Raw genomic sequence first — 25,200 nt, 5'->3', positions numbered from 1 at the left:
GGCACCGCTGCAGGCACACTCCTGGTCGGCGCGATCGCCGCCCAAGCAACCAGCGTTGTCACGCGGTCCAAGCTGGGCCGCAACTGGTGGAAAGTCCTCGTCGCCTTGGTCGGGGTCATCCTGCTGACCTACGGCATCATCGTGTTCACAATCGTCACCACCATCACCGCGGCAGTTGTCAGCGAAGAGGAAGACGCAGCCGCCACCGACGACACCACCGTCTGCGAATCCAACACAGCCGTCGGTGCGTCATCAGTATCCGGCAAACCTACCTGGCATTCTGGTTCACAACTCACTGACGAACACATCAACAACGCCCGCACCATTGTGCAGGTCAGTGAAGAGATGGACGTCCCCGAGTTCGGGCGGATCATCGCCATTGCCACAGCCATGCAGGAATCAACCCTGGTCAATATCAAGGGCGGAGACAGGGACTCACTCGGCCTGTTCCAACAGCGCCCCTCCATGGAGTGGGGAACCCCCGAGCAGATCATGGACCCAAAGTACGCGTCAAATAAGTTCTACGACGCGCTGGTCAAGGTCAGCGGCTGGCAGTCCATGAAACTGACCGTCGCAGTTCAGGCCGCACAACGCTCCGGGTTACCCGACGAGTACGCCAAGCACGAGAAGTCCGCACCCGCCACCTACACACACATCACCGGGTCTACAGCGGCAGACAGGTGCGGAACCAAATCTCATCTACCAGAGCGCGTCTTTCACGAGGTTTAGGCCAGATCTAATCGCTGACCTCGCCAACAGAGTGCAAGCGCCTCGAGCCGTAACTGCCTAATATCACCACGACAAAACGAACTCCTAAGAGATACTTACGGGTTCGTTTTGTCGTGGTGAGTGAACTAGCAAGGAGCACTTGCCAATTGCCTAAGCGGTGACCTTCACCCCCCCATTTTTTGAGTGCGAGGCATGGCTGCGTCACGTATAGAAATCGCCACCAACCGCTACGGAAGCCGTCTCAAAATGTGGTCTTTATGGGCAACACTTTCACGGGGTTTGTCAGATAGGAAACCTGTTCTGAACTGTAACTTTCCACGTGGATAGTACCTAAACTGCCCGAAATAAAGCCCCAGTGGACGTTCGCGACAGCTTGCCGACTCCCTCGGCACGCAATCCGACTACTTTCGCCTGGAGAGAACTCCCCGTATGTGTCGAATGTGTTGCCACGTCATTATCAAAGCCCCGCAACCCACAGGAGTTGAAATGCGAAAGTTTAGCCTGATAGCAGGCGTTGTCACGGTGTCTTTGGCCGCGTCCAGTGTGATGATTCAGCCGGCACTGGCGAACGACGACGAACTATCGTCTGGTCTTAGTGTTCGAGACACACGCGATTCAGTGAACGATGCCCTCGAAGCTCTCGGATTAGATGAGAGTGCAGGAGGGTTCACGCAAACTAGTGACGGTACCGTCTTTGGGGTATCAGGTGTCGTCTCTGATGGCACGGTCGAGATCGGTGAAACAGGCATAGCGATCACGCTTCCGGGTGACGTTGTTGGCATCGGTGATGTCCTTGATGATCGACTCGTACTCGAGACGACTACGCAAGGTCTTGGAGTCGCGTTACAGGATGTCGGTGAAGAAGCCCCGCGACTGTTGACAGTTGCGGACGAAACCTACGGTGACACACAGATTCACGAATACACCTACGACCTTGATCTACCCGAAGGGGCAGAACTCGTCTCGCTTGCTAATGGTGGTATCGCAATCGTTACTGATTCAGATGTTGTTGATGTTGATGTCCCGGAACAAAGCATCGATGAGATCGTTGCTGAGGTAGCTGCTAATGACGCGGACCTTGATGTCGAGGAGTATCGCGCTCAACTTCTTGAGAACGCTCACGAAGCGCAAGGGGATGAGGCCTACAGCGTTGACGTAGAGGGCAAAGAGACACTTGTCCAGTTCCAAGCGCCGTGGTCTGTGGATGCTGAAGGCACTGAGTTGCCAACGCGCTACGAAGTCGAAGGTGACTCGATCATTCAGGTCGTTGATACGAGTGGTGCAGTGTTCCCTGTTGTTTCAGACCCACTTCCATTGATTGCCATCCCGTTAGCTGCCGTCGCGCGCGCACTTGTCACAGGGGCTGTACTCCGAGCATTTGCTGGAGTCGCAATCCGTGCGGGCATGAAGTACACCATTAAGAACGGGTACAAAACCTTCAAGGCGTTTAGGAAAGCGCATGGCACGAAGAAGAACTACCAGTGGCATCACATCGTGGAACAGTCAAACGTTTCTAAGAAAAGCAAGTTCTTCAAAAAAGACTGGGATGTCCGCGCAATCCACAACCCACAGAACTTGGTTCAGATACCGAAGGAAGTGCACCAAAAGTGCATCAACTCCTGGATGAACAAGAAGAATGTGAAGCTCTTTGGCCTGAACACTGGGACCCGAACGATGAGAGATCTTGTGAACTCGTACTCCTTCCAGAAGCAGCATGAGATCGGTGTAAAGTTGCTAAAGCACTGCGGTGTCCAGCTGTAACGCTCTAAACACAAATCGTGTGGTGCACCAACTTTTGATGCACCACACGATTTTGAGGTGAACCAATGAACCCGAAAAAAGCAACCATGCCCTCAGCCCCTACAAATCACCGGCTCCCACAAGTCATTCAATGGACACGACAACCCGAGTATTCTGCTGCTCACCTAGAAGAATATCTAGCATGGACGCTACTGCTCCCTGAAATTCCAGACATGAGCATGCCCGTTGAAGAGCATCGGGTTGAATTCCCTCACATTGAACTCACTTACCTTGGTGGCCCATCCTTGTTGGCATCAATTGAGGATTGGCCCCGTAACGCTGATGGGAAGCCGCTAGCGCATGTTTTAACACTCCCAATGTCAACGCTGTGGTATGGCCACACCAGCGATGAGGTATTCCACTCATTCCCAGGCGCAAAAACGTGGCTACCTAAAACAGGAACCCTGGAACTGTTCCACGATCTAGAAACCTACGGCTGGGAGAGTGAGGACCACGCCGCGCAGGGATGGCAGATTCGCTACCGTGATATAGCCCAGCAAGGGTTGGAACTGTGCTACGGGCCAGAAGACCTTGATTTACCGGACGAAACCTATGGTCAGTTATTTGCCTCGGAAAGCACGATCATGCTGCCAAGCTCACTAGACATAGATGATAGTGAGCCAGGTTCATTCGAAGCCGCCGAGGCGGCACTGGAAGAGTATCTGAACATGTGGCAGGTCTACTCAATTGGGGAGCCAAGCGATGATCCGAGCGGGTTCACACACGTTTATGGGCGGTCATTGGCGGGAGAAGTCGCTATACGGCCAACAGTGGAAGAAGTCCTACCTCTAGAGAAGGAAAGCGACGAGCACGTCCTGTTGATGGAACTGGATACCAGTGGTGCTTTGACAGGTTGGTTTGGTGACATCCACCCTGTAGAGGTGTGGATGCGTGCCAGTGACCTCGAGAACCTTGCATTCGAGAACGCATGGTGCATCATCCGCTCAGACTGCTAACGCCTAGTCCGCCAAAACGGGTGCGTCTCGCTCCACTACGGGCACAGACATGCGCTCCCGAGGGCATGAGTAAAAGCAAGGGGGATAGCTAGGTACATCGCGTGTCGGAAATGACTTTCGGGTTTGGCTTGAAAGCATGTGGCATGGGAAGTCGCTCTGCCCCGGTGATAGGTGATCCCGGCTGCACGCCGACTCGAGTTCAACCTGGCCTTGGACGAGTTGTTTGCACGTGACGACGCGACGGCTATCTGCCGACTGTTCGCCGACTCCGCAATCGACTACGGCCGGTGATGATGGTGCGCTCGCAGGTGGCACCTCAGCCTGACCCCCTGAGCACGCGGACGCAGACAGGATGAGTGCGAGAACCACGGCGGGAACCACCTGGCGTGTGCGACGGGCTGTAAGTGATGACATGAGGACGGCTGGGACAGTTTAGACCCCTGTCATTCACTATCGTCTGGATCATTGAACGCTGTAAACTTCTTACTCTTCTGGACAGTGGCTGGCCATTCCACCGCAGGGGAAGAGAATATGGTCGAACGGTCACAAGGACTCCCGTCCTTCTTGAAAGTTGCCGCCGTAACCACGCCGTTATATCCGCTATTTTTCAGAAACTCTTCAGGGGTAGGACGTGCGCTAACTGGCGGATAGTCAGCGACTCGCCATTGCTCAGATGCACTACGCGCAACTGGCAGCGCACGGGCCCTAAAAAGAGCCCCGTATACCATTGCGAGCATTTCGCACTCCGCCAACAGCGCATCAGTAGGGATATTCATCGCCGTGTAATCCCAAGCGCCGTCTCGTTTGTTCCTTGAGAGGAACGAAGCGGTGTATCCAGTCAAAAACTTATGTGCTTTGGGGCCATTTAATTCCTGCACGGAATAGCCACGCTCGGACTTTGGCGGCTCGGACAGAAGGTCCATTCTCAAGCGATTGTCGGGACGTACCGCAAACCCGTGTTTCATCTTGTTGTACGCACTGTTGAGATCGGGCAAACGGTCGTTATCGATTACGTCAAACGACCGCCACAGCCAGTTACACAGATTATGAAAGACAGCCTCAACCTCGTCACGTTTAAACTCCCCTGCTCGCACGGCATCCAGAAGGTCACCCGGCATGAGGAGCTTGTTGAAATAGAGGCCCTCAGTGTCCTGAGCAAGGGTTTCTATCACAGTGGTTAATACTTGCCCTGTCTTCATGGGTGAGTCCACAAGAGCCAGGTAAAACCCCGCCCTTTTCTTTTCATCAGAGGTCTTATCTTGGTTAATGCATGCCCACGTAAACCTGGCAATAGCCTCTGCTAGGTGATGACGAAGCATGAAAGCTTCAATGGCAGCAAAGGAATCGCGCTCCTTCGCTGGAGGTGCTTTGTCTTCCAGACCCTTTCGCCCCAAACGTTGCCACACAGTTGCAGCCATACCCTGTGTGCGATCAAGGTCTCCACTGTCAACCCAATGGAGGATGGAATCAATTCTCGACCTGTAGTACAAATACGGGTCAGACTTGAAGTACTGGGCATCCAGTATTTCAGATTGCTCGGGCGTCAGTTGTGAACTTTGGGCTCCTGGAAACATGCACCCAGCGTAATAGTCTGCTATGTGATTTCCTGTCTAAATAATGGGTGAATAGTTTCAGATACGGGTACGAGTACGTATCGATCTCGAAATGAACCATGTGCATTCGAGTTCTCTGTGCTTGCCTGTGCTTTATGTGGTCGCTTCGGTGAGGTTCCCTTCCCCTGCATCAGCTTTCTGCGCTTGCGTTCGTTCGTAGTACGTCTGGGGCGGACGAGGCTGACTGCTACGTGCAGCAAGCCGAGATCATTGATGTGATGCTGGGGTCAGCTATTCGCATCGGTGAAGCCCTGGCGTTGCGCTGGTCGCGTGTGAATGGTCTTGACACTGATCACCCAACGATCACAATCGATGCGACACTGACACGCGATGACACAGGTTTGATCTTCTCAGAGATGCCGAAAACCTCGGGGTCCACCCGTGAGGTCCGTATCTCCAGTTTTGCTGCCGACGCGTTACGGCGAGCTGCTGCTGTTGGTTTGGACGGTGGACCGCACGACCTGGTGTTTCCGTCTTTGCGTGGGCGTGACCTGTTGCGTCAGCCTGCTGCTGTGCGTGACTGGATCACTAGGTTGGTGCAGGGCACGCAGTGGGAGGAATGGACTGGAACGCACCTGTTCCGTAAGACAGCGGCGACTGCTGTGGCGAACAGTGACAGTGGCGGGTTGGAAATAGCTGCGAAACTGTTGGGTCACGCCGGTTCGGACACTGCACGGAAGCACTACGTGAAGCGTGCAACATTGACCCCTGATGTCACCAACATTTTGGACTCTTTTGAGTGACGTGGTTCCAGGTACAGGGTGTTTAATTTTTCCTGATTATTTCCTGACCCCGCCCTTCCCGCATCACTCCCCCAGCGCATGGAAACAACCCCTGAACAGCAGCAATGCCCCCGCCGTGTAGCGGGGGCATTACCCATATGTGGAGCCGCGGGGAATCGAACCCCGGTCCGATGACGCGAATCTAGGACTTCTCCGAGCGCAGTCTGCTCTGGATTTTCTCGGCCCCCGCACGCACGCAGACAAGTTGCGGACAGGCCCAGTCGTCTGAAAGTCCCTGCCACACCAACGACAAATGTGACAAGCAGTGGCTACCTAGCTGACGCCAGGAACCTAGGCGATAGCAACCTAGGGCTGACGGACTTCAGGACTTACTGATCAAGCAGCAAGTGCGAAGTCGGTGCGCTTTGTATCGGCACCTATTGTTTTGTGAACATCGTTTACGAGATAAGTTCACATCCTCGGCTCGCTTCCCCTAGAAAAACGACCACCGTCGAAACCGATCGGCCCCTATGTTGTTGTCAAACAACGCCCCCGCAAGCGAGGGCTTATCCAGTGTAACGCGATGCGTCCACTGCATATTCCACCACAACACCCGTCAAGACTGGTCGTGTGGCACCGGTGCTTTACCGGAACTCTTTGCGACGCATCGCCCGTTGAGCTTCAAGGTTGTCCTGACGCTCACGCAACGACTGCCGCTTGTCATACTCTTTCTTACCCCGCGCTACAGCGATTTCCACCTTAGCCCGGCCATCCAAAAAGTAGATCTGCAAGGGAACAATCGTATACCCCTTATCAGTTGACTTGTTTGCCAACCGCAGGATCTCCTGTTTGTGCAGCAGTAACTTCCTTTTGCGCCGCGGAGCATGGTTTGTCCATGTGCCGTGGTTGTACTCAGAGATGTGAGCTCCTTCGAGCCACGCCTCTAAGCTGTCATCGATAGTTACCCACCCGTCAATGAGGGAAGCTCGCCCAGCCCGAAGTGCTTTAACTTCAGTACCGCTCAGTACCATTCCGGCTTCAAACACATCCTCAATGAGGTAATCGTGACGAGCTTTCTTGTTACTAGCAACGAGTTCCTTCTTGGGGGCGTTGTTCTGCGCCTTCGGCTTGTTGGATTGAGCCGCTGGAACGTTGTACATCTTGCTCTTGACCACAGCAACTCTCCTTTCAAGCGTATGTTGCAGATCATGCCACACCACGATCATCAGCCTCAACGCGGCTGGTGAATCGCGGAACTCCACATACATTACGCGAGGGTGGCACTGTTAGCCACGGAATTTCACGCAGGGTGAATGTGATGCTCACATCATCGTCATAGGGTCCACTGTTGATCCATTGACATACACTTCAAAGTGCAGGTGGCAGGCGGTAGAGGTGCCTGTGGTACCGGAATATCCAAGAAGTTGGCCGGCTTTAACACTCTGCCCACTGCGCACCGAAAAGGACGTCAAGTGGTTGTAGGAGGACATCAAGGATTTCCCGTTGTAACTGCCGTGGTTGATGAGTACTTGGTTTCCAAAACCACCGTAGTACTTCGCCCACTGCACCTTCCCCGAGCGTGCTGCGTAAATGGGCGTTCCACAGTAAGCACGCATATCGGTGCCGGCGTGGAGCCGGTGGTACCCAAGGACTGGGTGAAGGCGCCATCCATAACTTGAGGTGACCACCCGATACGCGGTAGGCCACGCAGTAAATGCTTTACCCGAGGAGCTCCCCCCGGATGAGCCGCCACTGGAAGAGCCTCCCCCTGATGAACCGCCACTGGATGAGCCTCCGCCGGAGGACCCACCAGATGACCCTCCGCCTGAGGACCCGTTGTTGTTTTTCTTTGCTTCTTCTTCAGCTTTTTTCCGTGCTGCTTCTTGCCGTTCCTTTTCTTTGCGCTCTTCTTCGAGGCGTTGTTCTTCTTGCAGTCCTGCGAGTTCACGGATTTCACGTGACAGTTGGTTCGCCGATGCTTCTTCGCTCTGTAGCTTCTGCTCAGCGGCTTCTTTCCGTGATTCAACAGCTGCGGCAGCTTCCTCCTGCTGCGCGATGAGGTTCTCCACCTCGCGCATAGCAGCTTCAGCGGCCTGTTCCTTCTGCTCCGCTACGTCAACCTGCTCGTCAGCTTCTTTTTTTAGTTGAGCGATAATTTCTTCAACTGCTTGAAGTCGGATCTCTGCGTTGCGGGAAAGTGCTTGCGCGTCACGCAAGGCAGATAGCGACTGACTCTGAACCCGCAGAGCTGTATTGGACATCGAGTAGCGTTCCACAAAGTCTTCTGTGGATTGCGCGCCAACAACCATGCCGAAGGTACTCATGTCGAGGTCCCCACGCGCCGCTTGGCGCGCCATCTCAGCTACACCAGCCCGGGCTTGGGTCATCGATTCGTCATTGGCTTCCACTTGGGATTCCAACGATGTTTTTTCATCTTGTGCATCGCGCAATTTTGTAGCGAGAGACTCTGCCTCACGCACCGCCTCTTCATGTTCAGCCCGCGCAAGCGAAACATTGGCCTGCGCAACGGGAAGTTCCGCCTGCACCTTTTGAAGTTTTAGATAGGCATCAGCGAGTTCCGCATCTGTCTCAGCGAGCTCACTCTCGAGTTGACCGATTTGCTGTTCACTTTCCTGCTGCTTGCGCTTGGCTGCAGCCATGCGATCGTCAAGATCGTCACCATAGGCCGGGAAAGCCACAAGCCCAAGAACAAGAGCCAACAGAACAGTGATGGCAAGCCACCCGGTGTAAGACCACCGGTTTGCTCGCGGGAGTCTCATGATCCTATCCATACTCACACCTTTGTGTATCGGCTTAAGGTCACGATGGATGAGATGGCAGCAAGTAGTATCGCGACAATAATGAGCCACGGCGCCACCATCAACACGTCACCGGTGGTGACATAAGGTATCCAGTCCATGTTTTGCCCCAACCAGCCTTCCACTAAATAGTGGACACCACCCCAGAGGGCAACGCACGCGAGGAGCGCACCCACAGTCGCTGCTATCGCACCTTCAAGCATGAAGGGCAGTTGAATAAACAACGTCGAGGCACCAACAAGGCGCATAATTCCGGTTTCACGGCGGCGAGACAAGGCTGACAACCTAATGGTTGTGGTAATCAACAGCACTGCAGCTAACAGCATCACCCCAGCCAGACCAGACGCAACAAGCGTTGCTTTTGTGAGCACATCGAAGAGCGGTTCGTAGATTTCGCGCTGGTCGCGCACTTCCTCAACCCCAGCGCGCCCAGTGAGCACCTCGTTGATGACCTGATACTCCTCAGGGTCAGTCAATTTGATCCTGAAGGATGCATTCATGTCATCAACAGACATTTCAGTGAACCACCAGCGGTCCGAAAAGTTGCGTTCAAACGCAACCCACGCATCGTCCTTAGACTCAAACATGACCTCACGAATCTCCGGGGAAACCTCCGGCGATTCAAGTACTTGCTCAATTTGATTGATGTGTTCCTGAGTAGCTTCACCATCTGCGCAACTAGGAACCGTCGAGTCCCGGGGGCACAGGTACACGGTGATTTCTACTTTGTCATACCACTCACCCTTGAACTTTTGGATCTGGCCCTGAGTCAGGATCGCTGCGCCCACAAAGGTCAGGGACACAAAGGTCACAAGGATCACTGAGATGGTCATCGAAAGATTCCGACGAAGACCAATCCCAATTTCAGAAAGAATAAACTGCAGTCTCATAGCGGCTCCCTACCGTGACGATCCGTAGACGCCGCGTGACTGGTCGCGCACAAGCTCACCAGTCTGCAACTCAATGACGCGCTTTCGCATCTGGTCCACGATCTCATCGTCGTGGGTAGCCATCACCACTGTGGTCCCTGTTCTATTGATGCGGTCCAGCAACCGCATAATGCCAAGCGACGTGGTGGGGTCGAGGTTTCCGGTGGGCTCATCACAGAGTAAAATGTCTGGGCGATTAACGAACGCCCGGGCAATAGCGACGCGTTGCTGTTCACCACCAGATAGTTCATGGGGGCGTCGCTTCTCCTTACCAGCCAAACCAACCATATCTAGTGTTTCAGGCACGGTCGTAAGAATGTGGTGTTTTGGCTTACCAATCACCTGCAAGGCGAACGCAACGTTCTCAAAGACGGTCTTATTGGGAAGCAGCCGGAAGTCTTGGAACACTGCGCCGATTTTGCGGCGCATCGCTGGGACCTTCCAATTCGACAAAGCGGTAAGGTCTTGCCCTGCCACCAATACACGACCCGACGTCGCTTTTTCCTCACGCAGAGTAAGGCGCAGGAACGTGGATTTCCCCGACCCTGACGCACCAACGAGGAAGACGAACTCTCCTCGTTCAATCTCTACAGTCAGGTCATTGAGCGCTGGGCGTGCCCCGCGCGCATAGACCTTCGTGACGTTATCGAACCGAATCACACAACATCCCATGGTCAGGGCGCGAAATCGCGCCGCACCAGAAAAACAGCCAGTTTGAGACTAGGCAGTACTCCCCAGTTCTGTGTGCAGGACACGCCGCATCATGAGAACACTCACAGTTACCTGCATGTTTGCTGGGTACTGGCATCGTCATGCACGTGTCAGACAGGCCACTTAGTGTGGAACGCATGAGCCGAACATTTCAGATTGCCTTGGACAGTTCCGACCCGCACGACACCGCCCACTGGTGGGCGCAAACGTTGGACTGGCAGGTCGAGCCCAGCAACCCTGACTTCATCCGGGAGATGGTCGCCCAGGGACATGCTCACCAAGACGAGACAGTGGACTACAACGGGACCCTTGTGTGGCGCGATGGCGCTGCCCTCACTGATCCCGACCACCCTGGGGCGCCTCGCCTCCTCGTACAGAGAGTCCCTGAGGCAAAGACGACAAAAAACCGGATGCATCTCGACATTACAGTAGACACCGGCACCCTAGACGCTGAGCGCGATGCACTGATCAGCCGTGGAGCTACTTTCCTCCATGAAGCCACACAGGGGCCCCACCGCTGGTACACGCTCAGTGACCCGTGGGGTAACGAGTTTTGCATCAGTGAACCTGCCCCCAGTTCCTAGCACTCGCCACTGGCGCTAGCCCCGTCAACAACACGTGCCCCGGGCACCTCAATGACGAGGCGCCCGGGGCGCGTGGCACTAACTATCCCCTTGGCGGGGGTGCGGAACTAATTATTCTTGCGCGTCTTTCGAGCGGCGCCACCGGATGCCGGCTTCGATGAAGTCATCAATCTGACCATCGAACACAGCTGAGGTGTTACCCACCTCGTGCTCGGTGCGGAGGTCTTTGACCATTTGGTAAGGCTGGAGCACGTAGGAGCGCATCTGGTCACCCCACGAGGCTTTAATGTCCCCGGCGAGTTCCTTCTTTTTGGCTTTCTCTTCGGCCTTACGCTCAATGAGCAACCGAGACTGAAGCACACGCATAGCCGCAGCACGGTTCTGAATCTGTGATTTCTCATTTTGCATCGACACCACAATCCCGGTGGGGATGTGGGTGAGGCGCACAGCGGAGTCCGTTGTGTTCACGGATTGACCACCAGGACCTGATGAGCGGAACACGTCAACTCGGATCTCGTTGTCCGGAATGTCGATGTGGTCTGTTTGCTCGATAAGGGGCACAACTTCAACGGCAGCGAAAGATGTCTGACGGCGGCCCTGGTTATCGAACGGCGAGATACGGACGAGGCGGTGAGTACCCGCCTCGACAGACAATGTGCCAAAAGCGTAAGGGGCTTTCACCTCAAACGTCGCCGATTTCAAGCCGGCTTCTTCAGCGTAAGACGTATCCAACACTGCAGTTGGATAACCGTGCCGCTCAGCCCAACGCAGGTACATGCGCATCAACATTTCTGCGAAGTCTGCAGCGTCAACACCACCAGCTCCGGAGCGGATTGTCACAACCGCTTCACGCGCATCGTATTCTCCAGACAGCAGTGTCCGAACCTCTAGGGCATCGAGGTCTTTCTTAATGGCGTGGAACTCGCCTTCAGCCTCGGCCAACGTTTCCGCGTCGTCGCCTTCCACTGCCATTTCCACAAGGACTTCAAGGTCATCGATGCGTTGCTGCATTGAGTCAATGCGCTTCAGTTCGTTTTGTGTCAGAGACAAGGCGCTCGTGACCTTTTGCGCCTCGGTTGGGTCATCCCATAGATCAGGGGCGGACGCTGCATCGGACAGTTCTGCGATTTTTGCGATCAACGCCTCAGGATCGCTCACCGCGGAGATGGTTGCGAGGGTTGCGCGAAGCTGGGAGATCTCTACTGCGAATTCTATGGCCACGGTCCACCATTCTACGGCAGGCGATCAATGCCACCAGTCGTGTGGGGCAGGTCACGGATTGTCGGCACTGGACACTGGTGTCGCTGTCCCCACCGCAGTGAGTTGTGCCGTACCACCCACTGCTTTGCCAACAGTCACCATCACCCGATGCCGTGTTTGACGGCTCAATACAACAGTGACGGTTCCGCTTGGGGCAACGGAAAACTGTTCGAGGACAGTTCCGCGTGGAACATTCACTGCAGCCATGAAGTCAGTCGCAGCGCGTTGGGCGTTTGCTGTGCGCTCACCACTGCCCCACTGGTAATACTCAGCGGCAACGGATGTGTCACTTGCCGCAAGCGCAACAGCGTCGGCTAGGCGGCCTAGTTCTCGATGTTCGCGGTGGACTGCGGAAAGGGTCACTACCACCATGACCAACAACAAGATCACGACGACGTACCCCAACCCGAGGAGGAGGATTTGCCCTTCCTCATGATCGGTAGTACGGCGGCGCACATGGTTGCACACCCGGCGCAGCACATGGTTGTCGTGGCGCATTGTCACGATCCTTCCCGGTAAACGTATGTGCCAACCTGGGAGCTGGATTCAGCGTTGACGGTTACTGAGAGTGGCGCAAATGATGAGATCACGGGGAGTTCCACTTTGTGGGTCACGCTGACATGGACGACGGCTCCGGGTGATGGGCATGCCCCTGATGCGCATCGGGCACTAATTGTTGGGCCTGATGTGAAGCCTTGGTCGGCGAAGATTTGTTGTGCGATGGCGTGTGCGTGAGCTTTGCCTTGGGTTTCGTTACGGCTCAAACTGTAGGCTCGGGCAGCCTCGTAGGCTGAGGCGTCGGCGGCGAATTGTGCGGCTTGGACGGTTGATACCGCGGTGATGATGTAGATGACGGGGATGAGCAGTGCGATGACCACGCCGATGAACTCCACAACGGCCATGCCGTCTTCATTTTCTGTGCGGCATCGTGAGAGCAGAGTTGCAGGGCTCATGAGGAACTCACGATCTCTTCAATGAATCCACTGCCTTGAACTTTTAGTCCTCCGGGGATCCCGTATGGCCCCAGGATGGGTAGTTCAGCGGCGATGTTTACCGTGATGGCTTGCCTACCACCAATAGTTGTCGGTGTCGCTGTGACTGTGTGTTGTCCTGGAACCGTTGTCAGAAGCTGTTGGGCGTGGGTGATCCCTTGGTTAGTGGACCCTCCGTAGCGACCACCGATGCGTGCTGCTTCGCCTGCGATGTCAATCAGCATGACCCGGGTGTGCATGATCATGACGAGTTGCAGGAGCCCCATGAGGACGATGGTGAGCAGTAACGAGGTGAACAAGAAGCCGGTGACTGCGCTTCCTTGTTCTGACGAGGTCTTTCTACTGATCCGTTGGTGGACCCAACGGCGGACAGTAGGAAGCATGGCGGGTTGTGTACCAGATGCGGTGAACTTAGCGTCCACTGACTTTGGCGATCGCTTCGTTAAACAGTGATTCCAGTGCTGGGCCGGCGATTGACCAGATGGCAACGACGAGCCCTGCTGTCATAAGTGTGATGAGAACCCAGCCGGGGACGTCCCCGCGTTGGGAGTTGGTCCGCATGTCGGTGAGGCGGTCGAACATTGCTTGGCTGCATGCCTGTGCGGCGCCTGCTGCTGTGATGGATAGTTTGCGAGTGGCGCGGCGGGCTGTTTTGGCGGGGTTCATGGGGTGGCCTTTCGTGATGGGGGTTGGGTGTGCGGGGGTGAGGGGAATTTTTCGGCGAACCTGATTAGGGCAAGACCGATAGGGCTGTGAATGATGGGAAGACGGCGAAGAGGATGGAGATGGGAAGGACGAGGAACACCACGGGGATCATCATGTAGATTTCTCGTTGTCCACCGACTTCCATCAAGCTGCGGTGACCGGCGTCTCTGGCTTCTTGTGCTTGGGCCCGTAGCACAGAGGCGAGTGGTGTTCCGCGTTCGATGGCGACGCTTACTCCTTGGGCAAAGCGGGTGATGATGGGCAGTTCGAGCCGGTCGCCGAAGTGTTGTAGAGCGTCAGCGAGGGTTTCGCCTGCGCGGACGTCGTTCATGACGCGGGTGAGTTCTCCGGATAGCGCCCCGCGTGAGCTGCGTGCTACTCGTTCTAGTGCTGCGACTGGTGGTTCGCCGGCTGCTACGGCGAGGGCGAGGAGTTCAGCGATGGTGGGGAACTCCATGATGATGCGTTCACCGCGGCGTTTCACTGCGCTACTTAAGTGTGATTCGCATGCTACGACTCCCGCAATTGTTACGGCTGCAACCAAAATGATGAGCGCGAATGCGTTGGCGTTGCGGTAAATCGCTAGGAGAAGGCTGACTGCTAGGCCGGTGGTTAATCCGGCGGTTGCCCAGGCGACTTGTTGAAGGCGGTATTGGTGCAATGTTGTTGAGCGGCCAGCGCGTTCGAGGCGGCGAATGGTCTCTGCGTTGGGCGATGAAATGGTTGTGACGACACGTATGAGTGTCTGAGTCCACGGTGCAAAGAGTTTCGCGAATACCGCTAGTGGGCTGCGTGTTGGTTGGGTTCCTAACCGTGGGTCACGCGATTCGTGGCTTGCAAGGTAGGGGCTGATGCGTTCAACGAGAGTGATTCGTTGTGAACTGAGCGCTGCGTAGATTGACCAGGCGCCGAGCCCGGCAACGAACCCTAACGCAATGCCAAGGAGTTGTGTTGATGTCATCGCAGGACCCTCTCATCTTGAGGGAGTTTGCCGATGCGCAACATCACTGCGTAGGCAAGTGCGGTGGCTCCCGCACCGGAGATGATGACGATCCCGCCCATGGTGGTGTTGAATGCGGCGGCTGCTTCTGGCCGGGTGGCGAGCATCGCAAGAACGATCCATGGTGCGGCTGCGGCTACTCGCGCCCCGCCGATGGTCCAACTTTGGCGCGCTTCGAGTTCACCTCGAACTCGAAGATCTTGGCGCAGGAATGTCGCCAGCGTTTGGAGGAGGTTCCCGATTTCGGAGCCACCAACGGATCGGGTTACTCGCAGAGCTTCGATGACGCGGTCAGCGGTGGGGTCAGCGAGCCGGTCTTTTAAGGTGACGAGGCATTCGTCAAAGCGGCCGGTTGCGCGGTACTCCCGGGCGAATAGTGAGAAGTCGTCTTTGAGTTCGTCGGGTCCACGCATACCTACGTGGGCCACTGCTTCGGGCAGTGGTAACCCAGCCCGAACACCTGAAATGAGGTGGTCGACGACGTCTGGCCATACTTCACGGCGCCGTGCGCGTTGGCGGGTGGCTCGTGATCGGACGATAAAGAACGGGGCGGCTGCGGCAGCGAGACCTGCGAGCGCTGCTCCGACGGTGAGGCTTGTTGTCACGTAGGTTAGTGCGGCGATCAGTGCGCTGAAGAGTGTGATGGCGCCGAGGAATGTGGTGGTGGATACTCCGCGGATCCCGGCAACGAGGAGGTCTTCTTCAAGGGTGCGTAGCGCTGAGTGGCGGGGTTGTGTGGCGGTTGGTGCTTCCCACAGCGACATCCAGATGAGGAGGAGCCCTAGGCCCAGGAATAGGCCTGTGATCATACCCATGTGTCTCTCCCGTTGAGGAGTGCGGAGACGTCGATTCCTGCGCGTTGGAATTGTTCTGCTTTGGGTGGGTAGGCGTCTGCGCGGGTGAGGGTGTCACCAACTGTGTGGTACATGAGCCCAACTTCGATGGCGTCTTGTTCGATGCGGCCTGATAGTGCGGCAATTTCGTTGACTCGACGGTAGCCGGTGCGGTCACGTTGGATATGGACCACGATGTCGATTGCTTGGGCGACGGTGGGGACCACGAACTGGGCGGTGACGTTTTCACCAGCGAGCAGTGGCAGTGTAGTGAGTTTTGTGACTGCTTCGCGTGCGGAGTTTGCGTGCAGTGTGGCCATTCCGGGCATGCCTGAGTTGAGGGCGAGGAGGAGGTCGAGGGATTCTGCTTCGCGGACTTCTCCAACGATCACTCGGTCGGGTCGCATACGTAGTGATTCTTTGACGAGTCGGCGTAGGTTGATTTCTCCGGTGCCTTCGAGGTTCGCTCCACGGCATTGCATGGCAACAACGTCGCGGTGTGTCAGGTTGAGTTCGAACACTTCTTCGACGGTGACGATGCGTTCCAGTGGGCTGACAGATCCGGTGAGCGCGCGGAGGAAGGTGGTTTTACCGGCGCCAGTTGCCCCGGCTACGACGATGTTCAGTCCGGCTCGAACGCACGCGTCAAGGAAGGTCGCGGCGTTTGTAGGGAGCATTCCGCGGGCGACGAGGTCGGAGAGGTGCGTTGCTCTGGCAATGAATTTTCGGATGTTGACGGCCATGTTTGACCGAGTGATGTCGGGGATGACGACGTGGAGGCGTGAACCGTCGGGTAGCATTGCGTCCACGAAAGGCGTGGAGAGGTCGAGGCGGCGCCCGGTGCTTTTCAGCATTTGCTCGACCAAGCGTGCTACGTCGTCTTGGGTGAGGACAGTGTTGGTGAGTTCAGCAACTCCTTGACGGGCAACAAAAACCTGGGTTGGTGAGTTGATCCAGATTTCTTCGACCTCAGGGTCATCGAGGTGTCGTTGTAGTGGACCGAACCCGGCGACGGTGTCGAGGAGCTCTTTTGCGGTACGTTCTGCGTCGGGTAGTGCGGGTGCGTACCCGCGGAGGACTTGGCGGTCGTAGTCGCGTAGAGCATCCGTGATGAGCCCTCGAATTGCCTGTGGGTCACTCACGGGGTCGATCCCTGAGTGGCGCACTCTCTCTCGAACGTCGTGTTCGAGAAGGGCTATCGCATCCATCCTGCCGTTCTCCTTCACCTGCTTCAGTCCCCCGGCAGTAGACCGGGGCACCTCATGCACATTAGAGAGTTTGGCGAACCACTTCGATGGGAACCTCTGTCTCTGTGGAAAACTCCCCACAGGATTCCCGTCATGCATCAAGACCGTGGTGCCTTCGCGTTGTGAAGGTGCACCACGGCCTATTTTTCGGAGTTTTTACGCGCTTTTGCGCGGTTTCTTTGTGGTGTGAATTGGTCCTTCTTTGTTCTCCAACGCACCGGTGAAGGGCCTTGCGGGTTTGGATTTGCTGACCGGAAGCAGTCAGGCATGTGCCGAACACCACGATCAGATTCGCGACCAGACCCCCTGCCAGCAACGAAATTCACTCCGCGATCGAAACATCATGGAGTTTCAAAATTTGCGAGTGGTTGGAACTGAGGCACCCCCGTGGCTACAGGTTCTACTCCGTGCCCTGGATAGCCTCGGCATCGCGTCGACGATTCTGTCGATGCCGGTAGAGAAACACGTAGAGAGCCAGCCCCACAATGAGCGCAGTTGATACACCTATCCGAGTCCAAAAAGCGGGCCAATCGGTGAACCGCAAAATGATTGCTGCGATAGCAAGCCCGAAGGTAGCAAAAATTGCACCGAAAACGAATGGCTTCCCTAGTACGCGTCTCATGTTCTTCTCCCACGATCGTCAGTCACTTCAAGCATCCCTTATCTCATGAGCTTTTTAAGATAGGCGCCAACACCCCCGAGAGGAATCGCATTTGTCACAAGGTTGCACCAAAAACTGTTGTTGGAGCACCACGCACTGAGGTCAGGAAGGCTGACTCCCGGACCATTTTCGGCCTTGAGTCGGATCATATTAACCTTTGAAACTCTTTGACCGTTTAAGTACTTATAGTACTATCCGTAGCAGTTCGAAGGCGAGTTATTCGTCCATACCATGAGTCCACTCCTCCCCTCTTCACAGTAGGAGTAGTAGTCGGCTGGGCCGAATGTGCCAATCTCTCCGTTGAGCGCATAGCCTTGGCTCGACAGGCTCTCTTCGTGAGCCGCGATTGCACGTTCAATCTCGTCACTTGTTGCACCCACGGGTGCAAGTTGGGTCGCTGATCACCGAGACGCTGCATCCACTGCCAACGAACCAAACTGCGTCGCAACGACTCTCCACGACAGGTTTTCGCAGTCCTACCCAAGTGACCGCATCGAGCAGTGCTTGCGCAAATTTTAAGTGTGTTGGGTCGGTAATTTCTTGTTCTCGCACACGCTGTTGCAAGGACTTGCGGGTTTGGATTTGCAGACCGGAAGCAGTCAGGCCTGTGCCGAACACATCGATCAGATTCGCGACCAGTACCCCTGCCAGCAACGAGATTCGGTCCGCGATCGAAAATCCATGAAGTTTCAAAGTTTGCGAGAAGAATCCAAACTTGCGAAAGGTTGAAACTGAGGAACAAACGTGGTTACTGCTTCTACTCCGTGCGCTGAAGAGCCTCGGCATCGTGTCGCTTTTTCTTTTGATACCGAGAAAATAAATCGTATAGAGCCAGCCCCATCATGAACGCAACTGCTACACCCATCCGAGTCCAAAAAGCGGGCCAATCCGTTAGCCACAAAACGAAGGATCCGACAGCAGCTACGAAAATTCCAGCAATGACAGCGCCGACAATTGGGTGCAGTAGAAAACGTTTCATACTGCCATCCCATCAACGTCAGCCGCTTCAAGCAACCGCAGACACCGCAGACACCGCAGACACCGCAGACACCGCAGACACCGCAGGCACCGCAGACACCGCAGGCACCGCAGGCACCGCAGGCACCGCAGGATTTTAGTGGGTTGGGTCTGTGATTTCTTGTTCTCGTACTTGCCGTTGCACGGTTTTGCGAGCTTGGATTCGCCGGCCCGCAGCGGTCAGGTCGGTGCCGAACAACACGATCAGGTTCGCAGCGAGAAGCCCTCCGCAGATCACACCAGCCATGGCCAGGGCGCTGCCCCCGAACACTCCAACGAGTGGGCTAAGCGCACCAGCAACTCCGGATTGCAAAGACCCGAGAACCGCTGCCGCTGTCCCGACCATGTATCCGTAATTTGCCAGGGCGAGGACTTGTGCGTTCGCACCGATGAATCCTTGGCACCCGAGAAGCAACCACAGCACTGAGGCAAAGGCCCAGAATCCGCCAAACCCGGTGATGGCGAGGACAACAAGAGCAACCGATACGCTGAATTGCGCCAGGAGTCCCACACGCAACAGGTTCTCTGGGGAGAATTTGCGAACTAGGCTCGCATTGATTTGCGCGGACACCACCAACGCCATCCCATTGACTGCAAAGAGCAGAGAGTATTGGGACACACTGAGCCCGTACTGCTCTTGGAAAACGAAGGTGGACCCCACAACGTAAGCAAAAATAGTGGTCATGGCTAGCGCTGGAAGCATTGCAAGCGCGAGGAATCGGGTGTCTGTGGCGAGGGTGAGGTAGCCACGTCCGACCTGTTTCACACCACCTGTTGAGCGTTTTTCGGGGGCGTGTGTTTCTGGAAGCCAGCGGGCAACGATCAGTGCCATGAGGACACCGATGATGGCGAGTGCCCCAAATACCCAGCGCCATGAGCTGACTGAGGCGATTGCTCCTCCGATTGAGGGGGCGAATAGTGGTGCAACACCAACAACAAGCATGAGTTGTGAGAGAAGGCGCGCTGCTGTCGCTCCGACGAAACGGTCGCGGATGACGGAGATCGCTGCGACGGCTGCGGCGGCGTTGAAGAAACCTTGCAGGAACCGCAGTGCGATGAGGATTTCGATGTTTGGGGCAATCGCGCACAGGATGGAGGTGATGACGTGTAGCGCCAGCCCCAAGAGCAGTGGGCGTTTGCGTCCGAAACGGTCGGTGAGTGGCCCCCAGAAGAGTTGTCCGAGTGCGCCTCCCACGAGCATGCCGGACATGGTGAGTGCGGCTGCGGAGTCGGTGGTGAACAGTTCGTCGCGCACTGTGGTCAGTGAGGGGAGATAGATGTCGGTGGTGATCGCGGGTATGGCCGCTATTGCGCCCAGCATGAGGATGTATTTGATGCCGGGGCGGTAGCGTGGGAGTGCTGCTTGGCTTGGATTTTCTGCGGGCTCCGCGGGATTGTTCACGGATAAATCATATCTATGTGGGGGGCGGCGGGGCAGGGGCACGCGATAAAATGGTGCGTTAGGTTGGTTACCCTGTTGAAAGAGATTCCATGATTCACCCAATCGTCATTGATGGCGACCCTGTACTGCGCCAGCGCGCTGCGGAAGTAACAGCGTTCGACGATGAGTTGCGTACGTTGGTTGCTGACATGTTTGACACCCTTGCTGCTGCCAATGGGGTGGGTTTGGCTGCTCCTCAAATTGGGGTTTCTCGGCGAGTTTTCGTTTTTGATGCCCCTGATGAGGACACTCAGCGGCGCGGTGTGATGATCAATCCGACGATGGCGATTGTGCAGCGACCTGCTCGTTTCCTTGCGCAGGGTTTGGGTAAGCGTCCCCCTAAGTCGTTGACCGATGTGGAGGGGTGCTTGTCATTCCCTGGGCCAGATTTTGACCTTAAACGCCATTTTGCTGTGCGGTTGACTGGTTTTGACGAACATGGTGCACCTATTGAGGTCGATGGTGAGGGGTGGTTTGCTCGGGTGTTGCAGCACGAGTTTGATCACCTTGATGGCTTCTTGTATGTGGACCGGCTCAAGGGCAAAGATGCTAGTGAGGCTCGCGCATTGTCCAAAGAGTTTGGTTGGGGCGTCCCAGGTTTGACGTGGATGCCGGGTGTGGACCGTGATCCCTTTGGCCATGATGATATTGACGACGATGACTTTGATGAGGACAACGGGGCGGAGTAGTTGATGTGTGGGCGTTATGCTTCAGCGGCACAAGCACGAGACCTCGTTGATGCGTTCGCCCTCGCCGGGTATGACCATGGCGTTCTCTTCGGAGATGAGACGCTTGCCATGCCTGCTTCATGGAACATTGCACCGGGCCAAGACATCCCCATCATTGTTGATCGTCCACTGCGCGAAGAACGCAGTGTGGGCGATCTGTTGACCTGTGATGGATGCGTGCCTGATGCTCTTGCACCTGGTGAGGTGCGCCGCCAAGTGCGGCGCGCCCGCTGGGGTCTGGTTCCCTCGTGGGCCAAAGATCCGCGCATCGGTTCTCGGATGATCAACGCTCGCAGCGAAACCATTTTTGATAAGCCTGCTTTTCGGGCAGCTATTAGCGCCCGGCGCTGTCTTATTCCTGCCAGCGGGTACTACGAATGGCAGTCCGATCCGCAGGGCGGGGTGAAAACCCCCTGGTTTATTGCGCCTGCTGACAGCAACGTCATGATGTTCGCTGGAGTGTACGAATTCTGGCAAGCACCAGATGGTACGTGGTTAGTCACCGCCTCTGTGATCACCACACAGGCGCTTCCAGAGTTCGCGCATATTCACGACCGTCGCCCTGTGATTGTGCTGTCAACCAGTTGGGATCAGTGGCTGCACCCTGATGCATCTCGCACAGTCATCACCGATGTGCTGGGTTCAGCGCCACCATTGTTGACGGCACACCAAGTCAGCCGTGAGGTGGGTAACGTCCGCAATAACGGCCCTCACTTGATCACGCCACTTCCCGGCATGGACGGTAATGGCGTCGGCGAATAAGCCCATTGAAGACGCACTGGAGCAACACTCCCCACACCCTGCAAATCTCGGGCTTCAGTCCCCGTCAACGCAAAACGGTGGTCCCCTGCAAGGAGTGCCGCCGTGTGAGGGTCAAGGAGCACCTCCCCTGGTTCAGCTTCATCAGTGAGCCGAGCAGCAAGGTTCACCGAAGGCCCAAACACATCTCCAAACCGCGAGAGCACTCGGCCCCACACCAGAGAAACCCGTACCGGGGGAACATCGGCGTCAGCATCATCAGAGCTTTGCCCTGCTTGCGCCAAACCCAACGCAACATTTGCGCCGGTAACTACGTCATCGGCGATATATAGCACCGCATCGCCAATGGTCTTCACTACCCGGCCACCAGCACGGGTTATAACGTCACGCGCAGAGGCCTCAAAATTTGACACAAAGTTTGACAACTCCGAGGACCGCATCTTCGCTGTCTGCGACGTGAACGACACGATGTCTGCGAACCCCACCGCCCGCGGTAGTGGCAGTACTCCCCCACCAGAGCCCTGATCGGGGCGTTGGGTGGAAAACTCCACCGACCACCTGCCCGCAAGCGCGGCAAACTGTCGGCGCCATGCATGCAGAACTTGCTCCTCAAGCACTGGGATCATATCTGGGAGTTTTTTCAGCACTTCTTGTCGGGCACTGAGGTCATCGAGGTCAAAATTGTGTGCCATGTGTTCAACGAGGGCTTCAGCTTGCCACAACGCTAACCGGTCGGCTGTGTGCCCCACGGAACGGATCAGTGACGTCAGGGTGCGGTGATCAAATTGTTCAGCCTCTGCGAGAACAAGAATTGATCTCAGTGCGTCAGCGTCATCTTCGGTGAAGATCACTGCTGATCGGTTGGTGACGGGCAACCCTAGCGCTTGCCAATAGGAGTTGACCTGTGCAGAGGTTGCACCAGTCACCTCGCAGAGAGTTTCTTCGTTGTAAAGGGCTGGGCCTCTCAGTAGGACGTCGTCGATGCGCCGGCTGGTGTCAGCGCGTGACGTGGCACTGTGGGGGGTGGTTGCGGATGTTTCGCCTGGTGGCGGGGTGTCGCCAAGGGGGTGTGGTGTGGTGTCCATGTCTCCCGCAGTAGGAATGTGGTGTGTGTGCCAACGTTATTTTAGGCGAAGGTGATACACATCACCGCTTGTAACTGCTGTGACGTTCCCTCCGTCGCGTTCAATCAGGAGCGCTCCGCGCGGGTCAAGGCCCACTGCTTGACCATCAATGCTGGACCCGTCAGGGAGTTCAGCAACAACAGTCGAGCCTATTGTGACGGTGGATTGTGTAATCTCGTCCCTCAACCCAGATGCCATGATATCGGCATTCGCTTCAGCAAACTGGAGTAAAACATCTGCACAAGCGCGCACAATTCCGGCAAGCAGGAATGTCACTGACGCGTCGGACACCCCCAGTGCAGACAATGACGTGGCAGTAGGCACCGGAAGCTCGTCAACCTCTTGATGAACGTTGATCCCCACACCAACAATCACGCCGTGCTCACCCACCCGCTCAACAAGAATCCCCCCAAGCTTTCGCAGATGCGACCATCCAGCGTGCTGAGGGGCATCAGGGTCAGCAACAACAATGTCATTCGGCCACTTCAATGCTGCAGGCACAGCATAGGTGCCCCGTAACGCAGTAACCACCCCGTACCCAGCAATCAGCGGCAACCACGTCATGGCATCGGCCGGAATGTCAGGTTCAAAGTAAATAGACGCTGTCAGTGCTTGATCCGGCCCCGTCACCCACTGGCGGCCCGCACGCCCTTTCCCCGCCTGCTGATGGCGGGCAACAAGCATCACCCGCCCCGGTGCTTGGTCACTGTGCTCCACATGATCGCGCAACTCATCATTCGTGGAAGTCACTGACTCCTTCACGATAATGTCATCCAGCGGGCCAGCTGGCGTCAACAACAACGAGTTCAAGAGGTCAAGGTCTGGTGAGGGCATACCTCAATACTGCATTGTCTTTCTGTGAAGGTCATGTAGAACCACAAAATTGTAGGAAATCAACAACTAGTTCTCCGTTTTGATTCGGGTGGCGCGGTGTACATCAAGACGCTACGCCAACTAGTCTCATGGATGTGACTGATCTTTCTACTACCGCTGGCAAGCTCGCCGACCTCGACAAGCGCCGCGCCAAAGCGATCGCTGACCATGAGTCGACGGCTCACACCAAACAGCACGCACGGAACAAAAAGACAGCCCGTGAACGCGTTGAAGCACTGCTAGACCCCGGATCATTCGTGGAACTAGACACTTTCGCGCAACACAGGTCAACAAACTTCGGGCTAGACAAGAAGAAGATCGACGGTGACGGCGTTGTCACCGGCTACGGCACAATCGATGGCCGCCAAGTATGCGTATACTCCCAAGACTTCACCTCATTTGGAGGTTCCCTTGGTGAGGTCCACGGCCAAAAAATCACCAAAGTCATGGACATGGCCCTACGCACTGGAGCCCCACTCATTGGAATATCTGATGGCGGAGGCGCTCGCATCCAAGAGGGTGTTGCCGCGCTGACGCAGTTCGCTGAGATTTTCCGGCGCAATGTTGCAGCCTCAGGTGTTATTCCACAAATCTCACTGATTTTGGGGCCTTCAGCTGGTGGAGCGGTGTACTCCCCCGCCCTGACGGACTTCATTGTGATGGCTGACGGCACCTCAAACATGTTCATCACTGGCCCGGATGTCATTCGGTCAGTCACGGGAGAAAACGTCGGTTTTGAAGAACTCGGTGGTGCACGCACGCACAACCAACGTTCTGGGGTAGCCCACTACATGGGCACCGATGAGGATGACGCTATTGACTACGTCCGCACCCTGCTGTCATACCTGCCTCAAAACAATCTGTCAGATGCGCCAGAGTACCCCGTTGATGTCGACCTTGAGGTCTCACTCGACGATGAAGCACTTGATACTCTCATCCCCGATTCTGACAATCAGCCTTATGACATGCGCACTGTCATTGAGCACATCGTTGACGACGGCGTGTTCTTCGAAGTTCAGCCACTCTACGCTCAGAACGTCCTCATCGGCTTTGCGCACGTAGACGGACAATCGGTCGGTATTGTTGCCAACCAGCCAATGTCCATGGCTGGGACGCTCGACATTAATGCGGCAGAAAAAGCCGCACGTTTTGTTCGCACCTGCGATGCTTTCAACATTCCTATTTTGACGTTGGTTGACGTGCCAGGCTTCTTACCCGGCACCGACCAAGAGTGGAATGGCATCATCAGGCGTGGCGCGAAACTCATCTACGCATACGCTGAAGCCACCGTCCCGCTCATCACCCTCATCACCCGTAAAGCCTATGGCGGTGCATACATTGTGATGGGTTCCAAACAGCTTGGCGCAGACATCAACCTTGCTTGGCCCACCGCACAGATCGCAGTCATGGGAGCAGGCGGCGCAGTGAACATTTTGCAACGAGGCGCCCTGGCGGCTGTGGCTGAAGCTGGTGGAGACGTCGACGCTGAACGTGCACGTCTGACGGCAGAGTATGAAGAAGCTATCGTCAACCCGTGGGACGCCGCGCAACGCGGCTACGTTGACGCTGTCATCGCCCCGCGCGAAACCCGAACACAGGTGGTCCGTTCCCTGCGGGCACTGCGCACAAAGCGTGCCACACTTCCCACGAAGAAACACGGAAATATCCCACTGTGACCATCACTCAACAGGGAGCAT

At 56.0% G+C, this 25,200-nt stretch carries 27 protein-coding genes and 1 other RNA gene; 9 read left to right on the top strand and 19 right to left on the bottom strand.

Annotated elements, in window-relative coordinates; genetic code table 11:
- Window positions 1–141 precede the first annotated feature (141 nt).
- The 3 genes from G538_RS18475 to G538_RS0106400 all read left to right on the top strand — a co-directional run bounded on the left by G538_RS18475 (window position 142) and on the right by G538_RS0106400 (window position 3,485).
- Window positions 142–729, top strand: a complete 588-nt coding sequence (locus G538_RS18475) for a hypothetical protein (protein WP_157544328.1) — start codon at window positions 142–144, stop codon at window positions 727–729.
- 486 nt (window positions 730–1,215) lie between these two features.
- Window positions 1,216–2,490 carry a hypothetical protein gene (locus tag G538_RS0106405; protein WP_029068672.1) on the top strand — a complete coding sequence of 425 codons (1,275 nt, stop codon included), beginning with the start codon at window positions 1,216–1,218 and terminating at the stop codon, window positions 2,488–2,490.
- Between the two features lie 65 nt (window positions 2,491–2,555).
- Complete coding sequence (locus G538_RS0106400; RefSeq protein WP_029068671.1) at window positions 2,556–3,485, top strand: DUF1963 domain-containing protein; 930 nt, start codon at window positions 2,556–2,558, stop codon at window positions 3,483–3,485.
- Window positions 3,486–3,928: 443 nt separating this feature from the next.
- Here the strand turns inward: G538_RS0106400 and G538_RS0106390 are convergent, their stop codons facing one another.
- Window positions 3,929–5,059: a hypothetical protein gene (locus G538_RS0106390; RefSeq protein ID WP_029068670.1), complete on the bottom strand. Its 1,131-nt coding sequence runs from the start codon at window positions 5,057–5,059 to the stop codon at window positions 3,929–3,931.
- Between the two features lie 230 nt (window positions 5,060–5,289).
- Here G538_RS0106390 and G538_RS0106385 point away from each other — a divergent pair, with 230 nt between their 5' ends.
- Window positions 5,290–5,841, top strand: coding sequence for a tyrosine-type recombinase/integrase (locus G538_RS0106385; protein ID WP_029068669.1), 552 nt, complete (start codon window positions 5,290–5,292; stop codon window positions 5,839–5,841).
- 137 nt (window positions 5,842–5,978) lie between these two features.
- Here the strand turns inward: G538_RS0106385 and ssrA are convergent.
- The 5 genes from ssrA to ftsE form a co-directional block, all read right to left on the bottom strand.
- Window positions 5,979–6,349: a transfer-messenger RNA gene (ssrA, locus tag G538_RS17745) on the bottom strand.
- 115 nt (window positions 6,350–6,464) lie between these two features.
- Entirely contained in the window at window positions 6,465–6,980 is a 516-nt protein-coding gene (gene smpB, locus G538_RS0106380; RefSeq protein WP_051196738.1) for an SsrA-binding protein SmpB, read from the bottom strand.
- A 162-nt stretch (window positions 6,981–7,142) separates the two neighbouring features.
- Window positions 7,143–8,600: a M23 family metallopeptidase gene (locus G538_RS18430; RefSeq protein WP_084618207.1), complete on the bottom strand. Its 1,458-nt coding sequence runs from the start codon at window positions 8,598–8,600 to the stop codon at window positions 7,143–7,145.
- Window positions 8,601–8,614: 14 nt separating this feature from the next.
- Complete coding sequence (ftsX, locus tag G538_RS0106365) at window positions 8,615–9,529, bottom strand: permease-like cell division protein FtsX (RefSeq protein WP_029068667.1); 915 nt, start codon at window positions 9,527–9,529, stop codon at window positions 8,615–8,617.
- 9 nt (window positions 9,530–9,538) lie between these two features.
- Window positions 9,539–10,228 carry a cell division ATP-binding protein FtsE gene (ftsE, locus tag G538_RS0106360; RefSeq protein ID WP_029068666.1) on the bottom strand — a complete coding sequence of 230 codons (690 nt, stop codon included), beginning with the start codon at window positions 10,226–10,228 and terminating at the stop codon, window positions 9,539–9,541.
- Between the two features lie 188 nt (window positions 10,229–10,416).
- Here ftsE and G538_RS0106355 point away from each other — a divergent pair, with 188 nt between their 5' ends.
- The gene (locus tag G538_RS0106355; RefSeq protein ID WP_029068665.1) at window positions 10,417–10,863 is read left to right on the top strand and encodes a VOC family protein; all 447 of its coding nucleotides are present in this window, start codon (window positions 10,417–10,419) and stop codon (window positions 10,861–10,863) included.
- 111 nt (window positions 10,864–10,974) lie between these two features.
- Here G538_RS0106355 and prfB read toward each other — a convergent pair whose 3' ends face one another.
- From prfB to G538_RS17985, 10 genes are all read right to left on the bottom strand, one after another.
- Entirely contained in the window at window positions 10,975–12,084 is a 1,110-nt protein-coding gene (gene prfB, locus G538_RS0106350; protein WP_029068664.1) for a peptide chain release factor 2, read from the bottom strand.
- A 51-nt stretch (window positions 12,085–12,135) separates the two neighbouring features.
- Window positions 12,136–12,621 carry a pilus assembly protein TadG-related protein gene (locus G538_RS17285; RefSeq protein ID WP_029068663.1) on the bottom strand — a complete coding sequence of 162 codons (486 nt, stop codon included), beginning with the start codon at window positions 12,619–12,621 and terminating at the stop codon, window positions 12,136–12,138.
- Between the two features lie 2 nt (window positions 12,622–12,623).
- The gene (locus G538_RS15430; RefSeq protein WP_035833488.1) at window positions 12,624–13,076 is read right to left on the bottom strand and encodes a hypothetical protein; all 453 of its coding nucleotides are present in this window, start codon (window positions 13,074–13,076) and stop codon (window positions 12,624–12,626) included.
- A complete protein-coding gene (locus tag G538_RS0106335; protein WP_157544326.1) occupies window positions 13,073–13,498 on the bottom strand; it encodes a TadE/TadG family type IV pilus assembly protein in 426 nt (141 codons plus the stop codon). The genes G538_RS15430 and G538_RS0106335 overlap by 4 nt, the downstream gene beginning before the upstream one ends.
- Before the next feature lie 28 nt (window positions 13,499–13,526).
- Window positions 13,527–13,781 (bottom strand): hypothetical protein, encoded by a 255-nt coding sequence (locus G538_RS15425; RefSeq protein ID WP_035833486.1) that lies wholly within the window; start codon window positions 13,779–13,781, stop codon window positions 13,527–13,529.
- 64 nt (window positions 13,782–13,845) lie between these two features.
- Window positions 13,846–14,781, bottom strand: coding sequence for a type II secretion system F family protein (locus G538_RS0106325; protein ID WP_029068661.1), 936 nt, complete (start codon window positions 14,779–14,781; stop codon window positions 13,846–13,848).
- Window positions 14,778–15,635, bottom strand: coding sequence for a type II secretion system F family protein (locus G538_RS0106320; protein ID WP_029068660.1), 858 nt, complete (start codon window positions 15,633–15,635; stop codon window positions 14,778–14,780). Before G538_RS0106320 ends, G538_RS0106325 begins: the two co-directional genes overlap by 4 nt.
- Window positions 15,626–16,861: a TadA family conjugal transfer-associated ATPase gene (locus G538_RS0106315; protein WP_029068659.1), complete on the bottom strand. Its 1,236-nt coding sequence runs from the start codon at window positions 16,859–16,861 to the stop codon at window positions 15,626–15,628. The genes G538_RS0106320 and G538_RS0106315 overlap by 10 nt, the downstream gene beginning before the upstream one ends.
- Window positions 16,862–17,300: 439 nt before the next feature.
- Entirely contained in the window at window positions 17,301–17,522 is a 222-nt protein-coding gene (locus tag G538_RS17990; protein ID WP_157544325.1) for a hypothetical protein, read from the bottom strand.
- 230 nt (window positions 17,523–17,752) lie between these two features.
- Complete coding sequence (locus G538_RS17985; protein ID WP_157544324.1) at window positions 17,753–17,941, bottom strand: hypothetical protein; 189 nt, start codon at window positions 17,939–17,941, stop codon at window positions 17,753–17,755.
- 558 nt (window positions 17,942–18,499) lie between these two features.
- Between G538_RS17985 and G538_RS18210 the strand changes: the two genes are divergently transcribed.
- A complete protein-coding gene (locus G538_RS18210) occupies window positions 18,500–18,679 on the top strand; it encodes a hypothetical protein (RefSeq protein WP_157544323.1) in 180 nt (59 codons plus the stop codon).
- Here G538_RS18210 and G538_RS0106295 read toward each other — a convergent pair.
- Window positions 18,676–19,980, bottom strand: coding sequence for a multidrug effflux MFS transporter (locus tag G538_RS0106295; protein WP_029068655.1), 1,305 nt, complete (start codon window positions 19,978–19,980; stop codon window positions 18,676–18,678). The two genes, G538_RS18210 and G538_RS0106295, sit on opposite strands and share 4 nt — an antisense overlap.
- An 89-nt stretch (window positions 19,981–20,069) precedes the next feature.
- Between G538_RS0106295 and def the strand changes: the two genes are divergently transcribed.
- A complete protein-coding gene (def, locus tag G538_RS0106290) occupies window positions 20,070–20,708 on the top strand; it encodes a peptide deformylase (RefSeq protein ID WP_029068654.1) in 639 nt (212 codons plus the stop codon).
- A 3-nt stretch (window positions 20,709–20,711) separates the two neighbouring features.
- The gene (locus G538_RS0106285; RefSeq protein ID WP_029068653.1) at window positions 20,712–21,509 is read left to right on the top strand and encodes an SOS response-associated peptidase; all 798 of its coding nucleotides are present in this window, start codon (window positions 20,712–20,714) and stop codon (window positions 21,507–21,509) included.
- Here the strand turns inward: G538_RS0106285 and G538_RS15420 are convergent.
- Both G538_RS15420 and G538_RS0106275 read right to left on the bottom strand, forming a co-directional pair.
- Entirely contained in the window at window positions 21,458–22,591 is a 1,134-nt protein-coding gene (locus tag G538_RS15420) for an adenylate/guanylate cyclase domain-containing protein (protein ID WP_084618156.1), read from the bottom strand. The genes G538_RS0106285 and G538_RS15420 overlap by 52 nt on opposite strands.
- 36 nt (window positions 22,592–22,627) lie before the next feature.
- Window positions 22,628–23,464, bottom strand: coding sequence for a biotin--[acetyl-CoA-carboxylase] ligase (locus G538_RS0106275; RefSeq protein WP_029068652.1), 837 nt, complete (start codon window positions 23,462–23,464; stop codon window positions 22,628–22,630).
- Window positions 23,465–23,592: 128 nt separating this feature from the next.
- Here G538_RS0106275 and G538_RS0106270 point away from each other — a divergent pair, with 128 nt between their 5' ends.
- Window positions 23,593–25,179, top strand: coding sequence for an acyl-CoA carboxylase subunit beta (locus G538_RS0106270; protein WP_035833475.1), 1,587 nt, complete (start codon window positions 23,593–23,595; stop codon window positions 25,177–25,179).
- Window positions 25,180–25,200 lie beyond the last annotated feature (21 nt).

The organism is Jonesia quinghaiensis DSM 15701 (assembly GCF_000423205.1).
Classification (GTDB): Bacteria; Actinomycetota; Actinomycetes; order Actinomycetales; family Cellulomonadaceae; genus Jonesia; species Jonesia quinghaiensis.
Note: the sequence above shows the minus strand (reverse complement) of the source record. Positions and strands in the feature narration are given on the sequence as shown.

Bases quoted from the DNA above. Each gene is read 5' to 3' on its own strand.
- def (WP_029068654.1), top strand. From the start codon at position 20,070: ATGATTCACCCAATCGTCATTGATGGCGACCCTGTACTGCGCCAGCGC.
- G538_RS0106405 (WP_029068672.1), top strand. From the start codon at position 1,216: ATGCGAAAGTTTAGCCTGATAGCAGGCGTTGTCACGGTGTCTTTGGCC.
- G538_RS15430 (WP_035833488.1), bottom strand. From the start codon at position 13,076: ATGAGCCCTGCAACTCTGCTCTCACGATGCCGCACAGAAAATGAAGAC.
- G538_RS0106325 (WP_029068661.1), bottom strand. From the start codon at position 14,781: ATGACATCAACACAACTCCTTGGCATTGCGTTAGGGTTCGTTGCCGGG.
- G538_RS15425 (WP_035833486.1), bottom strand. From the start codon at position 13,781: ATGAACCCCGCCAAAACAGCCCGCCGCGCCACTCGCAAACTATCCATC.
- G538_RS0106315 (WP_029068659.1), bottom strand. From the start codon at position 16,861: ATGGATGCGATAGCCCTTCTCGAACACGACGTTCGAGAGAGAGTGCGC.
- G538_RS0106320 (WP_029068660.1), bottom strand. From the start codon at position 15,635: ATGGGTATGATCACAGGCCTATTCCTGGGCCTAGGGCTCCTCCTCATC.
- G538_RS0106275 (WP_029068652.1), bottom strand. From the start codon at position 23,464: ATGCCCTCACCAGACCTTGACCTCTTGAACTCGTTGTTGTTGACGCCA.
- G538_RS15420 (WP_084618156.1), bottom strand. From the start codon at position 22,591: ATGGACACCACACCACACCCCCTTGGCGACACCCCGCCACCAGGCGAA.
- G538_RS0106400 (WP_029068671.1), top strand. From the start codon at position 2,556: ATGAACCCGAAAAAAGCAACCATGCCCTCAGCCCCTACAAATCACCGG.
- G538_RS0106270 (WP_035833475.1), top strand. From the start codon at position 23,593: ATGGATGTGACTGATCTTTCTACTACCGCTGGCAAGCTCGCCGACCTC.
- G538_RS0106285 (WP_029068653.1), top strand. From the start codon at position 20,712: ATGTGTGGGCGTTATGCTTCAGCGGCACAAGCACGAGACCTCGTTGAT.
- G538_RS0106355 (WP_029068665.1), top strand. From the start codon at position 10,417: ATGAGCCGAACATTTCAGATTGCCTTGGACAGTTCCGACCCGCACGAC.
- G538_RS17990 (WP_157544325.1), bottom strand. From the start codon at position 17,522: ATGAGACGCGTACTAGGGAAGCCATTCGTTTTCGGTGCAATTTTTGCT.
- G538_RS18210 (WP_157544323.1), top strand. From the start codon at position 18,500: ATGACAGCGCCGACAATTGGGTGCAGTAGAAAACGTTTCATACTGCCA.
- G538_RS18430 (WP_084618207.1), bottom strand. From the start codon at position 8,600: ATGAGACTCCCGCGAGCAAACCGGTGGTCTTACACCGGGTGGCTTGCC.
- G538_RS0106390 (WP_029068670.1), bottom strand. From the start codon at position 5,059: ATGTTTCCAGGAGCCCAAAGTTCACAACTGACGCCCGAGCAATCTGAA.
- smpB (WP_051196738.1), bottom strand. From the start codon at position 6,980: ATGTACAACGTTCCAGCGGCTCAATCCAACAAGCCGAAGGCGCAGAAC.
- G538_RS0106335 (WP_157544326.1), bottom strand. From the start codon at position 13,498: ATGCTTCCTACTGTCCGCCGTTGGGTCCACCAACGGATCAGTAGAAAG.
- ftsX (WP_029068667.1), bottom strand. From the start codon at position 9,529: ATGAGACTGCAGTTTATTCTTTCTGAAATTGGGATTGGTCTTCGTCGG.
- G538_RS17285 (WP_029068663.1), bottom strand. From the start codon at position 12,621: ATGCGCCACGACAACCATGTGCTGCGCCGGGTGTGCAACCATGTGCGC.